Source organism: Gardnerella piotii (genome assembly GCF_003397585.1).
Classification (GTDB): Bacteria; Actinomycetota; Actinomycetes; order Actinomycetales; family Bifidobacteriaceae; genus Bifidobacterium; species Bifidobacterium piotii.
Genome location: NZ_QJUV01000001.1, coordinates 1119249 through 1136261, shown reverse-complemented (window position 1 = coordinate 1136261; position 17013 = coordinate 1119249). Strand labels below are relative to the sequence as shown.

The following is a 17013-nucleotide window of genomic DNA, read 5'->3' as shown; positions in this document are numbered from 1 at the left end:
AAGGATATGTATGGAATCTTTAAACAAAATTCACGTAGATGCTAAGCATCCGTATGTTGTTATGACAGTTTGTACGGGTAATATTTGTAGGTCTCCAATGGCAGAAATCGTTTTGCGTAACGAGTTTAAGCTTAGAGGATTAAGTGATGTTGTTGCTGTAAAATCGTGCGGCGTAAGCGACGAAGAATACGGAAATCCGATTGATAGGCGTGCGCAAAAAGAGCTTAAAAGTAGGGGATATTCTTTGCCATTAAGCCATTTTGCGCATAGGATTGAGCGAGACGAAATAGAAGAGACGAATCTTTTTCTTCCAATGACGGCTTCGCATATGCAATCTTTGCTTAGGATTATTCCGCCGCAAAAGCGTAGTCTTGTACACATGTATAGGTCTTTTGATCCGTCTTTAGAAAAGCCACAAGCTGGCCGTGAAGCTGCTTTAGACTTGGCAGATCCTTGGTATGGTGGCCCTAAAGAGTTTGAGATTGCAATGGATCAAGTGGAGGAGTGTGCTCCGTACATTGTTGATTGGGTTCAGTCGCGTATAACTCGAGAATAGTATTTGCATATAAATCGCAAGTAAAATCGCGTATAAATATATTAAAACCAGACGAACCGCTTGGAACGTCTGGTTTATTTTATACGCAAAACTTAAGAATTTATTTTCCTCTTAAAGCTCTGCGGCTCACGCGTGGAGCATGAGTTGGGTCAATTCCCTTTGGAATTCCAAACCCTAGCTTTCCTTGCAAAGTGCGTAAACGGTCGTTTAGAATCGCAAGCTCTGTTTTAGTAAGGAAGAATCTGCGATTTGGATGAATTGCAGCAAGAGGAGCAAACTTGTGATTTGTAGGAATCAAAGTTTTAGACTTTAGAACTTTACTCCTTAAATCCTTAAGCTTAATTTGATTTTGGCCATTTCCAACGCAAATGCGGTAAACAGGAATATTGGATCCAGCTGTAACACTTTTAATAGCATGCTCTTGGCGTTCCATAGCATGAGTTAGGCGTTCGTAATTGCCTTCTCCAACAAGAAAGATTCCGTTAAAACCAGTTCCACGCCAAATCGCATCTTTGGTGCGAGGATCAACCCATACTGGCTGTTGTGGGAAAGTAAAACCGCCTTTATTGATTGCGCTTAAAATTCCAGCTGCAGCTCCAGGCTTACCTTCTAGTTTTGCGTATCCAACTTTATCTGCGCGCTTTGTTAAAACAACAGTAAAAAGCAAAAGACCAAGCATAAGCGCTGTTACAATCATCATAATCCACGTAAAAATGGACCAGCGTAAAATAGCGCCAGCTATAACGCATAACACTACAGGGGCTACAAAAGCCAAGCCAAGCCAAAGCGGAAGCTGCTTATCTTCTGTATACGTGTACTTGTAAATGCGCACAATTTGTGAAATCATGCCCGATTTCTTAGTGTTCTTTGACTTTTCGTTTGCCATTTTGCGTTTATCCCCTATACGATATTCGCGTTAATTTTGTTTTGTGCTTATTGCAAGGTTTTCTACAACGGGTTTACTACCACATTTGTGCAACTATTACTTAAGTAGTCTTAAGTAGCATGCTACAAACACACATTTCTATAAATCATATCTTTGTTGGTATACTAGCGTTTTACTTTGGCCAATTACCGCGTTTTGGCGTGCTTGGCTTTGGTAGCCTCCATCTGCGCATTTGTATTGCGCGACTGCAAGCATACATTGCAGACCTAGAGCTTTTAGCAACAGCAGCCTGGCCGTACCTTTTAACAAGTTCTTTTCTAAGTTTTCGCCACATTATTAAAACGTCAATAATCGCAGCAAAAAGATACACGTAAAGAATAATCGCAAGCGCAAAATAAAGAGCAATATACTTAGTAGACAAGAAGTTTTGTGTAAAGAAGATGCAAATCATAATTACGATTGCAAATGGAACGAAAAACTCGCCAATATTAAAGCGTGCGTCTACGTAATCTCGAATATAAACTCTCCAAGGAAGCTGCTCCGACTTTGGCATATGCGCTAAATCGCCATTTTTCATAGCTTCGTATTGTTCATTTTCTCTTTTGCGCAATCTTGCTCGAGCAGCCTTCGCGCTAGCTTTCCTATCTGTTGGAACTAGCGGTCTAAGATTTTGCGCTGCAGCTTCGCTTTGCTTTGGAGTTGGAGCGTTTTTTGTGCGAGTTTTTGCCTTATTTTCTACTTTATTTTCGCTATTTTCATTGGCTGCTGATTTATTGCCATTTTGCGCATTATTATCAGCATCTTTTTTTACAAATGGATTCCATGTCATGTTTGCAGATTACCCAACAGACTAGACGCGTTCCATAGATTTTGCTGGCTGTTAATGTTGTTAATAGTGTGATAGTGGTTAGATAGTAGTTAATCGCTTGACTATTTGTTTTGGCTATTTGTTTTAAGGAGATTTGTATGGCTAATCTTAATGTGGAAGATGTTAAGAATCGTGTTAGCGCTGCGTGGAATGATGTTATATCCGTTCTTAATAAAAAGATAGAGCTTGGAGCTGTTTCTGCTAAAGGCATTACTGGGGATCATATGCGCGCTTCGGCTGAATACGTTGCTGGAGTATTGCGCGAAGTGGGCGTTAATGCTCGAGTTGAACAGTCTCAAAATCCAGATGGCACTCCAGGCGCATTCGAGGTTGTTGGATCTAGGATTGTAAACCCAAGTGCTCCAACTGTTTTGCTCTACGCTCATCACGATGTTCAGCCTGTTCCAGATGCAAGCGAGTGGAACACGAATCCTTTTAAAGGAACCGAGATAGATGGGCGCTTGTATGGTCGCGGCAGCGCGGACGATGGTGGCGGAATTGCCATTCACTATGGTGCTTTGCGCGCTTTAAGTGAAGATTTAGGCGTAAACATTAAAGTGTTTATTGAAGGCGAAGAGGAGATGGGCTCTCCAAGCTTTATTCCATTTATTGAGTCTCACAAAGATGAATTTGAATCCGATGTAATTATTGTTGCAGATTCTGGAAATTGGTCTGCAGAAATTCCAAGTCTTACGACTAGCTTGCGCGGAAACACTACTGTAGACGTTAAGGTTAAGGTTCTTAATCATCAAGTTCACTCTGGTCAATTTGGTGGTCCTATTTTAGACGCATACACGCTTGCTTCAATGCTTGTTGCTTCTCTTTACAACAAAGACGGCGATTTAGATGTTCCTGGAGTTGAATCGCAAGAGCCTGTTGGCGGTTTGCAACGCGATTTAGATGAGGCTCAAGTTAGAGCCGATTCTTCGGTTGTTGATTCATACAAGCTTGCAGGAACTGGGTCGCTTGCTGCTCGTATGTGGACTAAGCCAAGCTTGACTGTTATTGGAATGGACGCTCATCCAGTAGAAGAAAGCTTTAACGTTATTGCTCACGAGACACGCTTGCGACTTTCGCTTAGAACTGCGCCTTGCCAGCGTCCAGAGGAAGCACAAAAAGCATTGAGTGACTTTTTGATTAAAAATGCACCGTTTGGCGCGCAAGTAACTGTAGATCCTTTAGATAATGGCATGGGTTGGGCTATGGATCCAGATGCTGTTGCAACTAAAGATGCGCTCGCATCTATGAAAGACGCTTTTGGTGTGGATCCTATTAACAAGGGCGAAGGTGGTTCGATTCCATTTATTCCAGAATTGCAAAGAATCTTCCCTAAAGCTCAAGTTTTGGTTACAGGTCCAGAAGATCCAAAGTCTAATGCTCATAGCCCAAACGAGTCGATTTCTCTTTCTGGCTTGAAGTCAAATATTGTAACGGAAGCTTTGCTTCTTAGCCGTTTAGCGAAGTAGTGTTGTAAGTTATAACTCGCGCATAAAAGCACGCGAACACGTTGATTTTGTGCGCGAGTCTACACAATGCCGTAAAATTTTCACTCGACACGGGTGCTTTGCGTTAATTCGTAAAGCTGAGAGAAACCGCTTGAACGTGAATCCAGGTAATACTGGCGCACGGAGATCTGTTTTTCCCGTGCCTAAAAGTAAAAAGGCACAATCATGTCAACAAGCGTCTTCTATGCATATAGCAATTAAATGCTGTATGCTGTTTAGATTTTTCTAAGCAAGTAGGCGTTTTGGGATTGTAGGATTTGCTAAGATTCTAAGATTTGTTAAGATTCTAAAAATCTATAGTAAAGTCTAATAATCCTAAAAATAATTTAATAAATAATTAAATAAAAATCATTGCCATAAAGGATTTGCTATGCCCGATGCATCTAAAACGCAGGTTTTGAACAATGCTAACCAGTACAAAGCTGAAACTTTCCTTCCATCGGCTTTTAGTGCTGCTAAGTTGCGTTTTGAGAATTGGGGTTATCGTCATGCCTCTCGCAAAGCGTTTGCTGTTCGTGGTTTGAACCTGACTATTGAAGCAGGGCAGAGAGTATTGCTATTAGGAGCATCGGGCATAGGTAAGTCCACTATTCTTGAAGGTGCTGCTGGATTAATCGGCAGCGATATTATTCTTAAAAGTGATTCAAACGATAAAAATAGTAACTCTTCTTCGCATAATGTTTTAGTTGAAGACGAAGATGGCGGAGTGAGTGAAGGCGCAGTATTTGTAGACGATGTACCAGTTCATAAGGCTCGCGGACGCGTTGGTTTAGTTTTACAAGACCCAGAATCTCAAGCGATTTTTCAACGTTTAGGAGATAACGTTGCGTTTGGTCCAGAAAACATGAATGTTCCGCGTAAAGAGATTTGGAATATTGTTGACGAAAGTCTTAAAGAGGTTGGCTTAGATGGCTTGCAACTTCATCGATCTACTGCACATTTAAGTGGTGGTCAAATGCAGCGATTGGCTCTTGCTGGCGCGCTGGCAATGAAGCCTAGTGTTCTTCTTTTAGACGAGCCTACAGCAAATCTGGATCCAGACGGCGTTGAGCAAATTGTTTCAGCAGTTGGAAAAGTGCTCGACGATACTCACGCAACAATGGTTCTTGTGGAACATCATGCTCAACCGTGGATTGATTTAATTGACCGAGTAATTGTTTTGGGGCTTGAAAATAGCGGTAATAGCGGCAATAGCAAGAATAGCGAAGATAGCGAAGATGGCAAAAACTTTGTTCACGATGATGATATTGCAAGGGGTGAGAGTGCTAAAACAGTAATCGTAGCTGACGGAACTCCAGACGAGGTGTTTAATCGCAAGGATCTTGACTTTGAAAATCTTGGAATATGGCTTCCAGATAAGTATAAGGATTCAAAAAATCGCAATATAGGTAGGATTCATGTTGAAGGAGAGCCTGATTGCGATCCTTCTGTAGGAGATGGGAAAGTAGTTTTATCTACAAAAAATCTTGCGATTAGTCATACGGATACTCCAATAGCTAAAAACATTAATCTTGAATTTAATTCTGGCCAAATAACGGCTTTGGTTGGCGCAAATGGTGCTGGAAAATCAACTTTGTCTCTAACTTTGGCAGGACTAATTCCGTCAATAGAAGGCGAAGTTGTAGCAAGCGAGGATCTTTGTAAAGATTTAGACTCAAGTGATCCTATAAAGTGGAAGTCAACTGAACTTGCTAAAAGAATATCGTATGTTTTCCAAAATCCAGAACACCAATTTGCTTGCGGAACTGTTTTAGAAGAGGTTATGTTAGGTCCTATTAGAACAGGCATGAGCGAGGAGGATGCTCGAACAAAAGCTCAAGAATTGCTAGAGCGATTCCGATTAGGCAGATATGCTAACGCAAATCCGTACACGCTTTCTGGAGGAGAAAAGCGCAGGCTTACAGTTGCTGCATCTTTGGCTGCAGCTCCAAGGGTTTTGATTTTAGATGAGCCAACTTTTGGCCAAGATCGAAAAACGTGGATGCAAATTATAAAGCTGATTGCAAGTCTTAGAGCAGACGGCGTTAGTGTTATTGTTGTTACTCACGATAAAGAGCTAGTAGACGCTCTGGGCGCGCGTTTGGTTGAACTTTTGCCAGTTAACAATGATAAGAATAGTGATTCTAGAAATTTATCAGATTTACAAGAATCGCAAGCAAAAGAAGCTTTAGAATCATCGCAAAGCTTGTCTTCTACAACTAATTCAACGAATATTTCTCGAATAAAAGTTAGCGCTGTAAATAAGCGTGATGAGAAAGAAAGAGTTGCAAGTTGCTCGCCATTTTTGGCTTCTCTAAATCCTGTTTACCGCATGCTTGGAGCTTTTATGCTTTCCATTCCTTTGCTGTTTACTCTTGATTGGCTTTCTTCGACTATTGCACTTGTTTTAGAGTTTATAATTTTATGGATTATTGGAATGAATCCTTGGCGCGTTGTTAAGCTTTCTTGGCCTGTTTGGGTTGGTGCGCCTGGATCTGCTCTAGCAGTGTGGTTGTATGGTAAATCTGGCGGTCAAACATTGTTTGATTGGGGAATTATTCACGTAAGCGAGCACTCAACAACTCTTGCAATTGCAACGTTTATTCGTATTTTAGCGATTGGTGTTCCTGCAATTGTTACTGTTATTGGTATTGATGCTACTGATTTAGCAGATGCTTTTAGTCAAGTTATGCACTTGCCAGATAAGTTTGTTTATGGTGGATTAGCGGGAATGAGGCTTTTTAGCGTTTTGCAAGACGATTGGGCAGCTCTTACTGCTTCTAGAAGATCTCGCGGTCTTGGAGACGATAGTAAGATTCGCGCATTTATGCCTCAAGCTTTTGCGCTTCTTGTTCTTTCGATTCGTAGGTCTAGTACTTTGGCAACAGCAATGCAAGCGCGCGGTTTTGGTGGAGAAAATCCAAGATCTCATGCACGCATAAGTTACGTAAATAAGCGCGATTATGTGTTTATGGTTGTGTGCTTAATTATTCCTGCAATTGCATTAATCGCAGCTGTTTACTACGGTACGTTTGCGCTTCTTGGTGGAAATTAATTTTTGTGGAAGTTAATTAACGCAAAACGTGGGCTTAATGGGATTCGAACCCACGACCTTCTGCTCCGGAGGCAGACGCTCTATCCACTGAGCTACAAGCCCGCAACTTGTGAAAGTATACACGTTGCTAGGGATTGAGATTGTTTATATAAGCTTAGACATGCGTTTTATGCGCTTACGGCGTTTTGCCTGGAATTGCGCCGATTTAAGTGTTGATATTTTTACGTGTTTTGTGTGATTTTTTGCTAATTTTATCTTTTTGTTTGCATTTGTACTTTTATAGTGTTAGCATCGAACACAACACAAACGCATATCGTAAATTTTACGGTGTTAGGTTTGTGATTGACCACATAAGCATTTAGCTTTTGCAGCTAAAGTATTTAAGGAGGCGGCTATCATGCGTAACATGAATGCTCAAGCTCGCGATACTTTTGATGCTGCTCGTATGTGGTGGTGGCAGACTTCTCTTTGGCGTAGTTTACTCTAAAGTTTTAGAAGCTGCTTGTTTAGGCTTATAAAAGACCTCTAGGGTAAACCTAGGGGTCTTTTTTATATCCTAAAACGCAAAAATCCATTTGGATTTAATCCAAATCTAAAACAATCTAAACAATCTAAAACCAATAACAATCTAAACCAAAATTGTTGAAAAACAAACAACGTAAAAATTTACGTAAAGGAGAAAATCATGAATCAAGAGTCAACTAACGTAGAAGCTACTAACACAGAGCAAACATCTACACAGTCCGAAATTAATCAAGCAGCTACTTTGCTAAAAGGCGTAAATGTTAAAAAGCACGCTTTAGATATTACATCTTTAGTCTTGGTTGCTGTTCTTTTTGCAGCAGGATGCATTCTTGACTTTACAGTTGCAAAGTCGCTTTCGATTGGAAATATTCAGCCAGAGTTTGTTATTGCATCGTTCTGCTTGTCTATTTTGCTTGTTCGACCAAATGTTATTCAAGGTGCGATTATTGGCGCATTAGCTGCTACTTTGATTCAATTTAACACTTCGATTCCTGGTCTTGAATACGCTTGCGATATTCCAGCAGCAATTATTATGACGTTAGTGCTTATGGGATACTTAAAAGCTTTCCCTAAGGATGCTGCTAGAAAGTTCAGCGTGTTCCCATTTATCTCTACGTTTGTTGCAACTGTTATTTCTGGAATGATTTTTGCAACAATCGCATCCTTATTTATTCTTCACTCTCCAAACACGATTCTTGTTATGCTTCCAATTATTTTGGGAACTGCTGTGTTTAATGCTGTTGTTGTTGAAGTTCTTTACACTCCAATTCGACTCGTTTTGCACAAGTAATCACAAATAAATCGTCATTGAAAAGAGAAATAAATTAACTTGAATCAACGTAAGCAAATATAAACAAACATAAATGAATGTAAGTAAACATAAATAAATATCAAAAGTCGATAATTAAAACTTGATTATCGCAACATAAAGGAGAAGATTATGAATCAGGGAATTAACGAACATGCAGGTAGCATGATCAATGCTGTAAGTGTTAAAAAGCACGCTTTAGATGTTACGTCTTTAGTGTTGGTTGCTGTTCTTTTTGCAGCAGGATGTATTCTTGACTTTACAGTTGCAAAAGCACTTTCAATTGGAAACATTAAACCAAACTTCTTAATCGCATCGTTCTGTCTTGCGATTTTGCTGGTTCGTCCAAATGTTATTCAGGGTGCGATTATTGGTGCTTTGGCTGCAACTTTAATGCAATTTAACGCATCTATTCCTGGTCTTAATTATGTTTGCGATATTCCAGCAGCAATTGTTATGACTTTGATGATTATGGCTTATGTTCACGTTTTCCCTAAGGATGCTGCTAGAAAGTTCAGTATTTTCCCACTTATAGCAACTTTTATAACTACAGTTGTTTCTGGTTTAATATTTGCATCTACTGCATCTTTCTTTGTTCTTCATTCTCCTAAGACGATTCTTGTTATGCTTCCAATTATTTTGGGAACTGCTGTGTTTAATGCTGTTGTTGTTGAAGTTCTTTACACTCCAATTCGACTCGTTTTGCACAAGTAGCGCAGTTTGTGTTTGCAATATGTACTACGCAATATGTGTTAGGAATGTTTGGTAAATTATATAATCGTTAGATAATAATCAATAATTAGTAATCAATTTATTGGTTTTAAGAGTTAGGAATTATTGTGCCTTTGCTTGAGTTAAAAGATGTGTCTTTTAAGTATGTGAATCGGAATAAAGATGATTCTTTAGACTCTTCAAAGGCACAAGATTCCACTTTTGCACTAAAAGATGTGAGTCTTAGCATAGAGTCTGGCGAATTCGTTGGTATTATTGGCCCTTCTGGGTCTGGAAAAACAACGCTTGCTTCGCTTTTTTCTGGCGCGATTCCGCATCATTATTCTGGCGAACTCTTAGGAAGTGTTAAGATTGCTGGTCAAGACACTAAAAATCTTGCTTTAACTAACATTGCTTGCTTAATTGGATCTGTTATTCAAGATATTGATGCGCAAATGGTTGCTGCAAACGTAGAAGATGAGATTCTTTTTGGGCTAGAAAATTTTGGTGTTGCACATAGCGAAATACCAAGTCGAATAGATGAAGCTTTGCAAATTGTTGGAATTAGTGACTTGCGTAACCGCGATTTAGACACTCTTTCTGGAGGTCAAAAGCAGAAAGTTGCGATTGCTGCTATTCTTGCGCTAAAGCCTAAAGTTATGGTGTTAGATGAGCCTACGTGCGCTTTAGACCCTGTTTCTTCTAAAATGATTTTTTCGATTCTTAAAGATTTGAATAAGAATTTTGGAATAACGGTTGTTGTAATTGAGCAAAAAGTGGCACTTTTAAGCGAGTATTGCAAGCGTTTAGTTGTGCTTTCTAATGGCACTTTGTCGCTTGATTTGCCTGTTAGCAAAGCGCTAAAAAACATGGATTTGCTTTATTCTATTGGAATAAATTATCCGCGCACTACGCATTTGGTTAATGATCTACAGCGTGAGAATGTTTGCTCTAAAAGCGATTTGCCTGTGTCTGTAGAAGATACAGTAAATACTATTGTTAATACGATTAATAGTAGAAAATCTTTGACTTCTAATAGTAATTCTCATGGTGATTCTCATGGTGAATTTGATAATAGCGAATGCGATTCAAACACATCGGCGGTTGCTGGCGATTTTTCCCACGAATCGCAAGTATCCGAACAATCTTCTGCACAATCTTCCGCGCAAAATCAATCAAAAAATACTTCTCCATGTCTTTCGCTTAAAAACGTTAGTTTTTCGTACCCAAGTGGCGTTAGTGCGTTAAAAAATGTGTCTTTTGAAGCTTATGCTGGAGAACTTGTAACTCTTGTTGGAAGAAATGGCGCTGGAAAAACAACCGTTACTAAGCTCATCAATGGTTTGCTTAAGGCGAGCGGCGGCAATATTTTTATTGATGGCAAAGACACTAGCAATATGAAGATTAGTCAGATTGCGCATTATGTTTCTACGCTTTTCCAAAATCCAGATCGTCAGCTTTGCAAAGATACTGTTTTAGAAGAAGTAGCGTTTAGTTGCATTCTTTTAGGAGAGTCGGTTAAAGATGCTAATGATCATGCTATGCAAGTTATTGAAAAGCTAAATCTAGACCCTAAAGCAAGCCCATTTATGCTTTCTAGAGGCCAGCGTCAAATGGTTGCTTTGGCTGCAACTGTTGTAACTAAACCTAAGATTCTTGTTTTAGACGAGCCAACGTGTGGCTTAGACTACATGGAATGCTTGCGTATTATGCAAGTTGTAGAAGACCTTAGAGACCACGGTTGCTGTGTGATAATGGTTTGCCACGATATGGAAGTGGTTCTTGACTTTGCAACGCGCTTAATCGTAGTAAACGATGGCAAAATTCTAGAAGACGGAAGAATAAGTTGCGTTTTTGAAAACAATGCGATTTGCAAAGAAGCTGCATTATGCGCTCCACTTTTGTGTGCTGTATCTCAAGGCTTAGTCGAAAATGGTTTTGACGCTTGTAAGGGCTTGTATAAAAGGGATATGTTGGTTAATGCTCTTAAAAAGAGTTGCAATTTGTAAAGCAAGGTGTAATTATGCAAACTAAAATCTTAACGTATAACGAAGGCTCAACTTTGCTTCACAAAGCAAATCCTATTGCAAAACTCATATTAGCTATAAGCGTTGTTGTATCTGCTTTTATAGCTCAACAATTCACTGTTCTTATTGTTATTGCAGCTCTTATTCTTGCTGGCATGGCTATGGCTGGTATTCTTAAAGCGCTATTTCCTCTTGTGCGTGCAATGCTTATTCTTGGCGTTGTAATGTTCTTTTTGCAAACAGTTATTGCTCAAGGCGGAAACTACATGTTCTTATGGTTTAGCACAAAGGGAATTTCTGTTGCATTGCGAGCATCTTTAAGACTTTTTTGCTTTGCATTGCCTCTTGTAAGCGTGCTTAGCATTACAAAGCTAAACGATTTAGCTAACGCTGTTGTTCAATACTTACACATTCCATATTGCTATGCTTTTACAATCACTACAGCTGTGCGATTTGTTCCTATTTTTGCGTACGAGATGTCTCAAATTACAGAAGCTCAAATGGCAAGAGGAGTGGAGTTCGATACTAAGAATCCTTTTAAAAAGATTAAGCTTATGATGCCTTTGATTGTGCCTCTTTTAGTTTTGTCTGTTCGTAAAGCAGATAGCTGTGCGCTGGCAGCAGAAGAGCGCGGATTCTATTTGCGCACGCGTAAGTCTTCTTTTAGAAAGTATCCTTTTGGTTGGCGTGGATTTGTTCTTTTTGTTGTGTCTGCGTTAATGATTGCTTTGCCAATACTTGTGTCTATATTTGCTCCACAAATAATCTAAAATAGTCTAAACTAATCTAGAATCAATTAAAAAATTCTAGAATTTAGGCGATTTTAATGACTAATATTAAGTTTTGGCTTAAAGGTGCAAGACTTTATACTCTTCCAATTGGAATCGTGCCAGTTGTTATGGCAATTTCGATTTTTGCAAGGTATTTATTTAGTGGTCAAATACTTGTAAAGACTTACAATGTTGAAAATTTTGCTTTGCAAGCGTTTTTGTGTTTGTGTGTTGCTGTTTTTATGCAAATTTCAGTAAACTATGCAAACGATTATTGTGACGGTTTGCGCGGATTAGATAATCAAAGGTCTAAGCGAGCTGTAAGCGCAGAAAACAAAGCGTTGTGCGATGTGTCTTGGAGGCTTGCAGACGCTGGTATTAAGCCAAAATCAGTGTTGTATGCTGCTTGCATATCTGCTCTAATATCGTGCGTTTTTGGACTAGTTATTACGATTAGAAGCGGAATTTGGATGTTTATTCCTCTTGGATTAATTTGCGTTATAGCAGCTTGGTTTTATGCAGGAGGATCACACCCATATGGATATAGGGGTTGGGGAGAGCTTAGCGCATTTTTGTTCTTTGGACCAGTAGCGTTTTTAGGAACATTGTGTGCTCTTTTTTATGCAAGTGGTTTTTCTAAAGATTTAATAACTGCATCAAGCATTGAGCAAATTGTTTTTTGCGTATTATTATCTTTTATTCCAGGCGGATTTTCTGCTTGCCTTATGATGATTAATAATTTAAGAGATATAGAAAGCGATACGCAACATAAAAAGATTACTGCAATGGCTTTGCTTGGCAAACGCAAGGGTAGTGTTGTATTTACTTGTGTTGCTGTTTTAGTGGCGATTTTACAATCATCTTATGTGCTGTTATATGTGTTCGATTCTCGATTTATAGGCGTATTTTTAAGTATTAATAACCCACATAAAACTGTTTTTGCATTAAGCAATATCTTATTTAATAAAGGTGTGTTTATTGTTTCTTGCATTCTGTTACTATTGATTACTTGCGTGTTTATTAAAAAAGCGTGCTCGCTAATATACGCAGTTATTAATGGGAATTATGTTAGTGCTTTTCCGTTGTGCGTACAGTTAGCAATGCTCGGTGCTTTGACTTTTGTATTGTCATTATTTGCATGTGCTTTACCGCATTAAAAAGCGGTTTGTAGCGTATTTTTATACACGCATGCGAGTAAAATCGTTGGCAACGCGCACAGTGTGCTTTTGGTGTTTGTGCATAAAACTTGCATGATGCTAGCCTAAAAATAAACGCAAAGATGGCGAGTATGAGTATTAAGTGTGCGAATGTATGTGTTAGTGGAATGCATAGCGCTGTTGCCTTGTGTTTTGGTAAGGAAATGAGGTTAGAATGTCGGCTGAAAACAGCGATGAAGAGATGGGGAAGGCGTCTGTTGTGCTTACGGATGATGAATTGCGTAATGCATATGAATCGTCGAATGGCGTAGAAAGCAATAATAAAAATAGCGAGCAAAAAGAAAACGGCGTTAAAACTGTTGTTGTTGCAGAAGATGAAGCAGTAAACCGTATGGATCTTGTAGCAATGCTAGAAGATAACGGATATAAGGTTGTTGGTCAAGCTTCTAATGGGCAAGAGGCTATTGATCTTACTCGTGAAAATCGTCCAGACGTTGTTTGCATGGATGTTAAAATGCCTGGCGTGGATGGAATTCAAGCAGCTGCTACTATTTGCGATGAAAATATTGCGCCTGTTGTTATGCTAACAGCTTTTTCGCAAACAGATCTTGTTAAGCGCGCTACTGGCGCTGGAGCAATGGCGTATGTTACAAAGCCTTACGAAGAGTCAAAGCTTTTGCCGGCTCTAGAAGTTGCAATGGGCAGATTTAGCGAGATTAACGATTTGCTCGATAGTGTTGAGCGCACAGAAAACAAGCTTCAAGATGCTCAAGATCAGCTTCGTAAAGCAGAAGAAAAGCTTAAGAAAGCAGAAGATACTCTCGAAGAGCGCAAGCTTGTAGATAGAGCAAAAGGCTTGCTTATGGATAAAGCTGGCTTCTCGGAGCAGGGTGCTTTCCGTTGGATTCAAAAAACTTCTATGGATCAGCGTATTCCAAAGAAGCGTCTTGCGTTGGCTATTATCGCTAAGTATGGCGAAGAAAAGCCATCTGACGAAGCGTAGTAAAGTCAAAATAATTTTGGTAATCGCGGTTTCTTGCGCGAGCTATGCATAAATAATTTCAAAAGTTTATTTTACAAAAACGCAGGTGGGTGTTAAGTGAATACCAGCATCGTTGCAAACGAGGATTCTTTGAATAATGAGGATTATAAGGGAACGTTGTTGGTGGTAGATGGCCACTCACTTGCGTTTCGTGCTTTTTACGCAATATCGGCAGACAATTTTTCTACAAAATCTGGTTTTGCAACTAATGCAATATGGGGTTTTGCTACTATGCTTTCGCAAGTCATAGAAAAAGAGAAACCAGATAAGCTTGCGGTTGCTTTCGACGTTAAAGGTGGAACTTTTAGAAACAAGCTTTTGCCGCAATATAAGGGTACTCGTGAAGCTGCTCCAGAAGAACTTATAGCTCAGCTGCCCGTTATTCAAAAAATGCTTAGTGCGTTAGGTGTTAAGTACATTACAAAGCAGGGCTACGAAGGCGACGATATTATTGCTACTTTGGCAACTATGGGCGCTAATGCTGGTTATAAAACGCTTGTGCTTTCTGGAGATCGCGATGCTTTTCAGCTAATTAATAACACTATTAACGTGCTGTACCCAGGCAGGCATTTTAAGGATCTAAAGCAAATGGATCCTAATGCGATTGTTGAAAAATACAATGTTACGCCTAGTCAGTATTCAGATTTAGCAGCATTGCGTGGAGAAACGTCTGATAATATTCCAGGAGTTCCAGGAGTTGGAGATGGTTATGCTGCTAAGTGGATTAATCAATTTGGCAGCCTAGAAGGCATTATTGAAAACGCAAGTAAAATCACAGGTAAAAAAGGCGAGTCTTTACGAGAAAGCATTGATCAGATTCGATTAAACAAAAAAGTTAATACTCTTGTTAAAGATTTAGACCTTGGAGTTAGCGTTAACGATCTTGATTTTGGCAATGTAAACGCTGCGTCTGTTGGAGAGCTGTTTGAAAGTCTTGAGTTTGGTACGCGTACTAGAAGAAAGATTCTAAAAGAATTTACTCGCGGAACCAAAGAGCTTTTAGATGAGAATATTAAAACAATGATTTCTGCTGGAAGTGCGCATGCAGAAAATGGCGGTTCTACGGAATCGAATGATTCAGATGATATAGAAGACGTTAAAACTCTGTTAGATAAAATAAACGTGCATAATATTAATTCCGAGTCTGATGCAGATAATTGGATTAGTATCGCAAAATCTTGTGTTGCGGATTCTTGCGACTTTTCTGACTCGTATATAAATAGCGCAAATCTTATAAGAAACGACTTAGAATGCGAAAAAACAATAAAAGAGAATAAAGAATTAGTAGTGTTTGCTGTAGAAGAAAAAAACAACACTAGTCAGTTTGGTATTTTTGCAAAAGCATTAATAATCCTAGCTGGTAACGATGCTGCAATTGTGTATGCGAATGTTCTTAAATCCAATAGCGCAATAGCTTATAAACTAAGAGATTTTATAAAAAAGCATGAGTCTTCAGTAGTTTTGCACGATTATAAAAAGCATATTGCTCTTTTAACGTCTCTAAAAATTGTAGAAGATAATTACTCTTTTAGCCCGCTAGTCGATACTCGCTTAGCATCTTACTTAGTTGATCCAGATTTTAAGAACGAAAATCTTTGCGATATGGCTGAGCATGTTTTGAATATTCATATAGACTCTTCGCGATTAAACGCTGAGCCAACGCAAGGCAAACTTGATTTTGATATTGATAGCAGCCAAGATTCTAAAGAGCAAGATTCTAAAGAGCAAGATTCGCAGAGTCAAGATAACAAAGAATTAGAAAAAAGCATGCTAGAAACAGCTCTGGTTATACGTTTGCTTTCTAAACAATATGCGAAAGAGTTAGATGAGCGCAAGCAAACTGGCTTAATGGTAGACGTTGAAATGCCTGTTTCTAGAGTTTTAAGGAAGATGGAAGATACGGGCGCTGCTGTAGATATGCTACGACTTACGTCTATGAGAGATAATTTTGCAAGCGAAGCTAATTTTGCTCAAAAAATGGCGCTAGACGTTGCAGCTAAGCCAATAAATTTGCAAAGTCCTAAGCAAATTCAGAAATTACTTTTTGAAGACATGGGTCTAAAGCCTACTCGTAGAACAAAAAGTGGCTCGTATACTACTAATGCCGAAGCTTTACAAGAGTTGTATTCAAAAATTGATCCAGATGAGAAGCCAAGTCAATTTTTAGGCGCTTTGCTTAAGTATCGTGAAACTAATAAATTAAAACAAATCGTTCAAAGCCTTATTGATGCTGCAAGATATAAAGATGGTAGGATTCACACAACTTTTGAGCAAACTATTGCTGCTACTGGTCGATTAAGTTCTTCGGATCCAAACTTGCAAAACATTCCTAATAGAAATGCTGCAGGAAGAGAGATTAGAGCGGCATTTGTTCCAGGAAGTGGATATGAACAGCTTATGAGTTGTGATTATTCGCAAGTGGAACTTAGAATTATGGCTCATGCTTCTGCAGATAAAACGCTTATTGATGCTTTCCAGTCTGGAGTTGATTTTCATAAGTTTGTAGCGAGCTTAGTTTATAGGATTCCAGTAGAGCAAGTTAGCGCAGATCAGCGTAGCCATGTTAAAGCAATGAGCTACGGGTTAGCGTACGGACTCAGTACGTACGGTCTTGCAAAGCAACTAGGCATTAGTCCTGCGGCTGCCGAGATGCTTAAAGAAAAGTATTTCAATACTTTTGGTGCAGTACACGACTATTTGGAGTCTTTAGTAGATAAAGCTAGAAAGCTTGGATACACTCAAACAATGTTTGGTAGAAGAAGATATTTCCCAAAGTTAAATTCTACGAACAGAGCATCTAGAGAAGCTGCAGAACGAGCTGCTCTAAACGCTCCTATTCAAGGAAGCGCTGCAGACATTATGAAGCTTGCAATGATTAGAGTAGATGATGATTTGCGAAAAGCTAATGTTAAGAGTCGCGTGATTTTGCAAATCCACGATGAACTTGTTCTTGAGATTGCTCATGGTGAGTCGGATGTTGTAGAAAACATTGTTAAAAATGCTATGGAACATACTGTTGAGCTTTCTGTTCCGCTTAGTGTTTCTACTGGAGTTGGTGCTGATTGGCAGCTTGCTGCGCATTGATGTGTTTGCGAGAATTATTGTAAAGACCACTGTAGGCTTG

12 protein-coding genes and 1 tRNA gene are annotated in these 17013 nt (G+C 39.2%); 10 read left to right on the top strand and 3 right to left on the bottom strand.

Annotated elements, in window-relative coordinates:
- Positions 1 to 10 precede the first annotated feature (10 nt).
- On the top strand, positions 11 to 556 hold the full coding sequence (locus D0T20_RS04955; RefSeq protein ID WP_116438567.1) for a low molecular weight protein-tyrosine-phosphatase: 546 nt from the start codon (positions 11 to 13) through the stop codon (positions 554 to 556).
- Between the two features lie 100 nt (positions 557 to 656).
- On the opposite strand, the gene D0T20_RS04950 is transcribed toward D0T20_RS04955, so the two are convergent.
- Positions 657 to 1442 carry a DUF4191 domain-containing protein gene (locus D0T20_RS04950; RefSeq protein ID WP_116438565.1) on the bottom strand — a complete coding sequence of 262 codons (786 nt, stop codon included), beginning with the start codon at positions 1440 to 1442 and terminating at the stop codon, positions 657 to 659.
- 172 nt (positions 1443 to 1614) lie between these two features.
- Entirely contained in the window at positions 1615 to 2271 is a 657-nt protein-coding gene (locus tag D0T20_RS04945) for a DUF3043 domain-containing protein (RefSeq protein ID WP_116438564.1), read from the bottom strand.
- A 137-nt stretch (positions 2272 to 2408) separates the two neighbouring features.
- Between D0T20_RS04945 and D0T20_RS04940 the strand changes: the two genes are divergently transcribed.
- Together D0T20_RS04940 and D0T20_RS04935 are read left to right on the top strand one after the other, a co-directional pair.
- Complete coding sequence (locus D0T20_RS04940; protein ID WP_116438563.1) at positions 2409 to 3776, top strand: dipeptidase; 1368 nt, start codon at positions 2409 to 2411, stop codon at positions 3774 to 3776.
- A 409-nt stretch (positions 3777 to 4185) separates the two neighbouring features.
- Entirely contained in the window at positions 4186 to 6849 is a 2664-nt protein-coding gene (locus tag D0T20_RS04935) for an ATP-binding cassette domain-containing protein (RefSeq protein WP_116438562.1), read from the top strand.
- Between the two features lie 29 nt (positions 6850 to 6878).
- On the opposite strand, the gene D0T20_RS04930 is transcribed toward D0T20_RS04935, so the two are convergent.
- Positions 6879 to 6951 (bottom strand) — tRNA-Arg (locus D0T20_RS04930).
- Between the two features lie 583 nt (positions 6952 to 7534).
- On the opposite strand from D0T20_RS04930, the gene D0T20_RS04920 reads away from it, so the two are divergent.
- From D0T20_RS04920 to polA, 7 genes are all read left to right on the top strand, one after another.
- On the top strand, positions 7535 to 8164 hold the full coding sequence (locus D0T20_RS04920; RefSeq protein ID WP_116438561.1) for a tryptophan transporter: 630 nt from the start codon (positions 7535 to 7537) through the stop codon (positions 8162 to 8164).
- Between the two features lie 150 nt (positions 8165 to 8314).
- A complete protein-coding gene (locus D0T20_RS04915) occupies positions 8315 to 8896 on the top strand; it encodes a tryptophan transporter (RefSeq protein WP_116438560.1) in 582 nt (193 codons plus the stop codon).
- Positions 8897 to 9021: 125 nt separating this feature from the next.
- Positions 9022 to 10902, top strand: coding sequence for an ABC transporter ATP-binding protein (locus D0T20_RS04910; protein ID WP_116438559.1), 1881 nt, complete (start codon positions 9022 to 9024; stop codon positions 10900 to 10902).
- Between the two features lie 14 nt (positions 10903 to 10916).
- Positions 10917 to 11690: an energy-coupling factor transporter transmembrane component T family protein gene (locus D0T20_RS04905; RefSeq protein WP_032816908.1), complete on the top strand. Its 774-nt coding sequence runs from the start codon at positions 10917 to 10919 to the stop codon at positions 11688 to 11690.
- Positions 11691 to 11746: 56 nt separating this feature from the next.
- Positions 11747 to 12847, top strand: a complete 1101-nt coding sequence (gene menA / locus D0T20_RS04900; RefSeq protein ID WP_116438558.1) for a 1,4-dihydroxy-2-naphthoate octaprenyltransferase — start codon at positions 11747 to 11749, stop codon at positions 12845 to 12847.
- A 214-nt stretch (positions 12848 to 13061) separates the two neighbouring features.
- Positions 13062 to 13850, top strand: a complete 789-nt coding sequence (locus tag D0T20_RS04895; protein WP_116438557.1) for an ANTAR domain-containing response regulator — start codon at positions 13062 to 13064, stop codon at positions 13848 to 13850.
- Between the two features lie 96 nt (positions 13851 to 13946).
- Positions 13947 to 16973: a DNA polymerase I gene (polA, locus tag D0T20_RS04890; protein WP_116438556.1), complete on the top strand. Its 3027-nt coding sequence runs from the start codon at positions 13947 to 13949 to the stop codon at positions 16971 to 16973.
- The last annotated feature ends 40 nt before the right edge of the window (positions 16974 to 17013 follow it).

What these genes read in the sequence shown, in the direction of transcription:
- D0T20_RS04955 (WP_116438567.1), top strand. Translation starts at nt 11, where the DNA reads ATGGAATCTTTAAACAAAATTCACGTAGATGCTAAGCATCCGTATGTT.
- D0T20_RS04950 (WP_116438565.1), bottom strand. Translation starts at nt 1,442, where the DNA reads ATGGCAAACGAAAAGTCAAAGAACACTAAGAAATCGGGCATGATTTCA.
- D0T20_RS04945 (WP_116438564.1), bottom strand. Translation starts at nt 2,271, where the DNA reads ATGACATGGAATCCATTTGTAAAAAAAGATGCTGATAATAATGCGCAA.
- D0T20_RS04940 (WP_116438563.1), top strand. Translation starts at nt 2,409, where the DNA reads ATGGCTAATCTTAATGTGGAAGATGTTAAGAATCGTGTTAGCGCTGCG.
- D0T20_RS04935 (WP_116438562.1), top strand. Translation starts at nt 4,186, where the DNA reads ATGCCCGATGCATCTAAAACGCAGGTTTTGAACAATGCTAACCAGTAC.
- D0T20_RS04920 (WP_116438561.1), top strand. Translation starts at nt 7,535, where the DNA reads ATGAATCAAGAGTCAACTAACGTAGAAGCTACTAACACAGAGCAAACA.
- D0T20_RS04915 (WP_116438560.1), top strand. Translation starts at nt 8,315, where the DNA reads ATGAATCAGGGAATTAACGAACATGCAGGTAGCATGATCAATGCTGTA.
- D0T20_RS04905 (WP_032816908.1), top strand. Translation starts at nt 10,917, where the DNA reads ATGCAAACTAAAATCTTAACGTATAACGAAGGCTCAACTTTGCTTCAC.
- menA (WP_116438558.1), top strand. Translation starts at nt 11,747, where the DNA reads ATGACTAATATTAAGTTTTGGCTTAAAGGTGCAAGACTTTATACTCTT.
- D0T20_RS04895 (WP_116438557.1), top strand. Translation starts at nt 13,062, where the DNA reads ATGTCGGCTGAAAACAGCGATGAAGAGATGGGGAAGGCGTCTGTTGTG.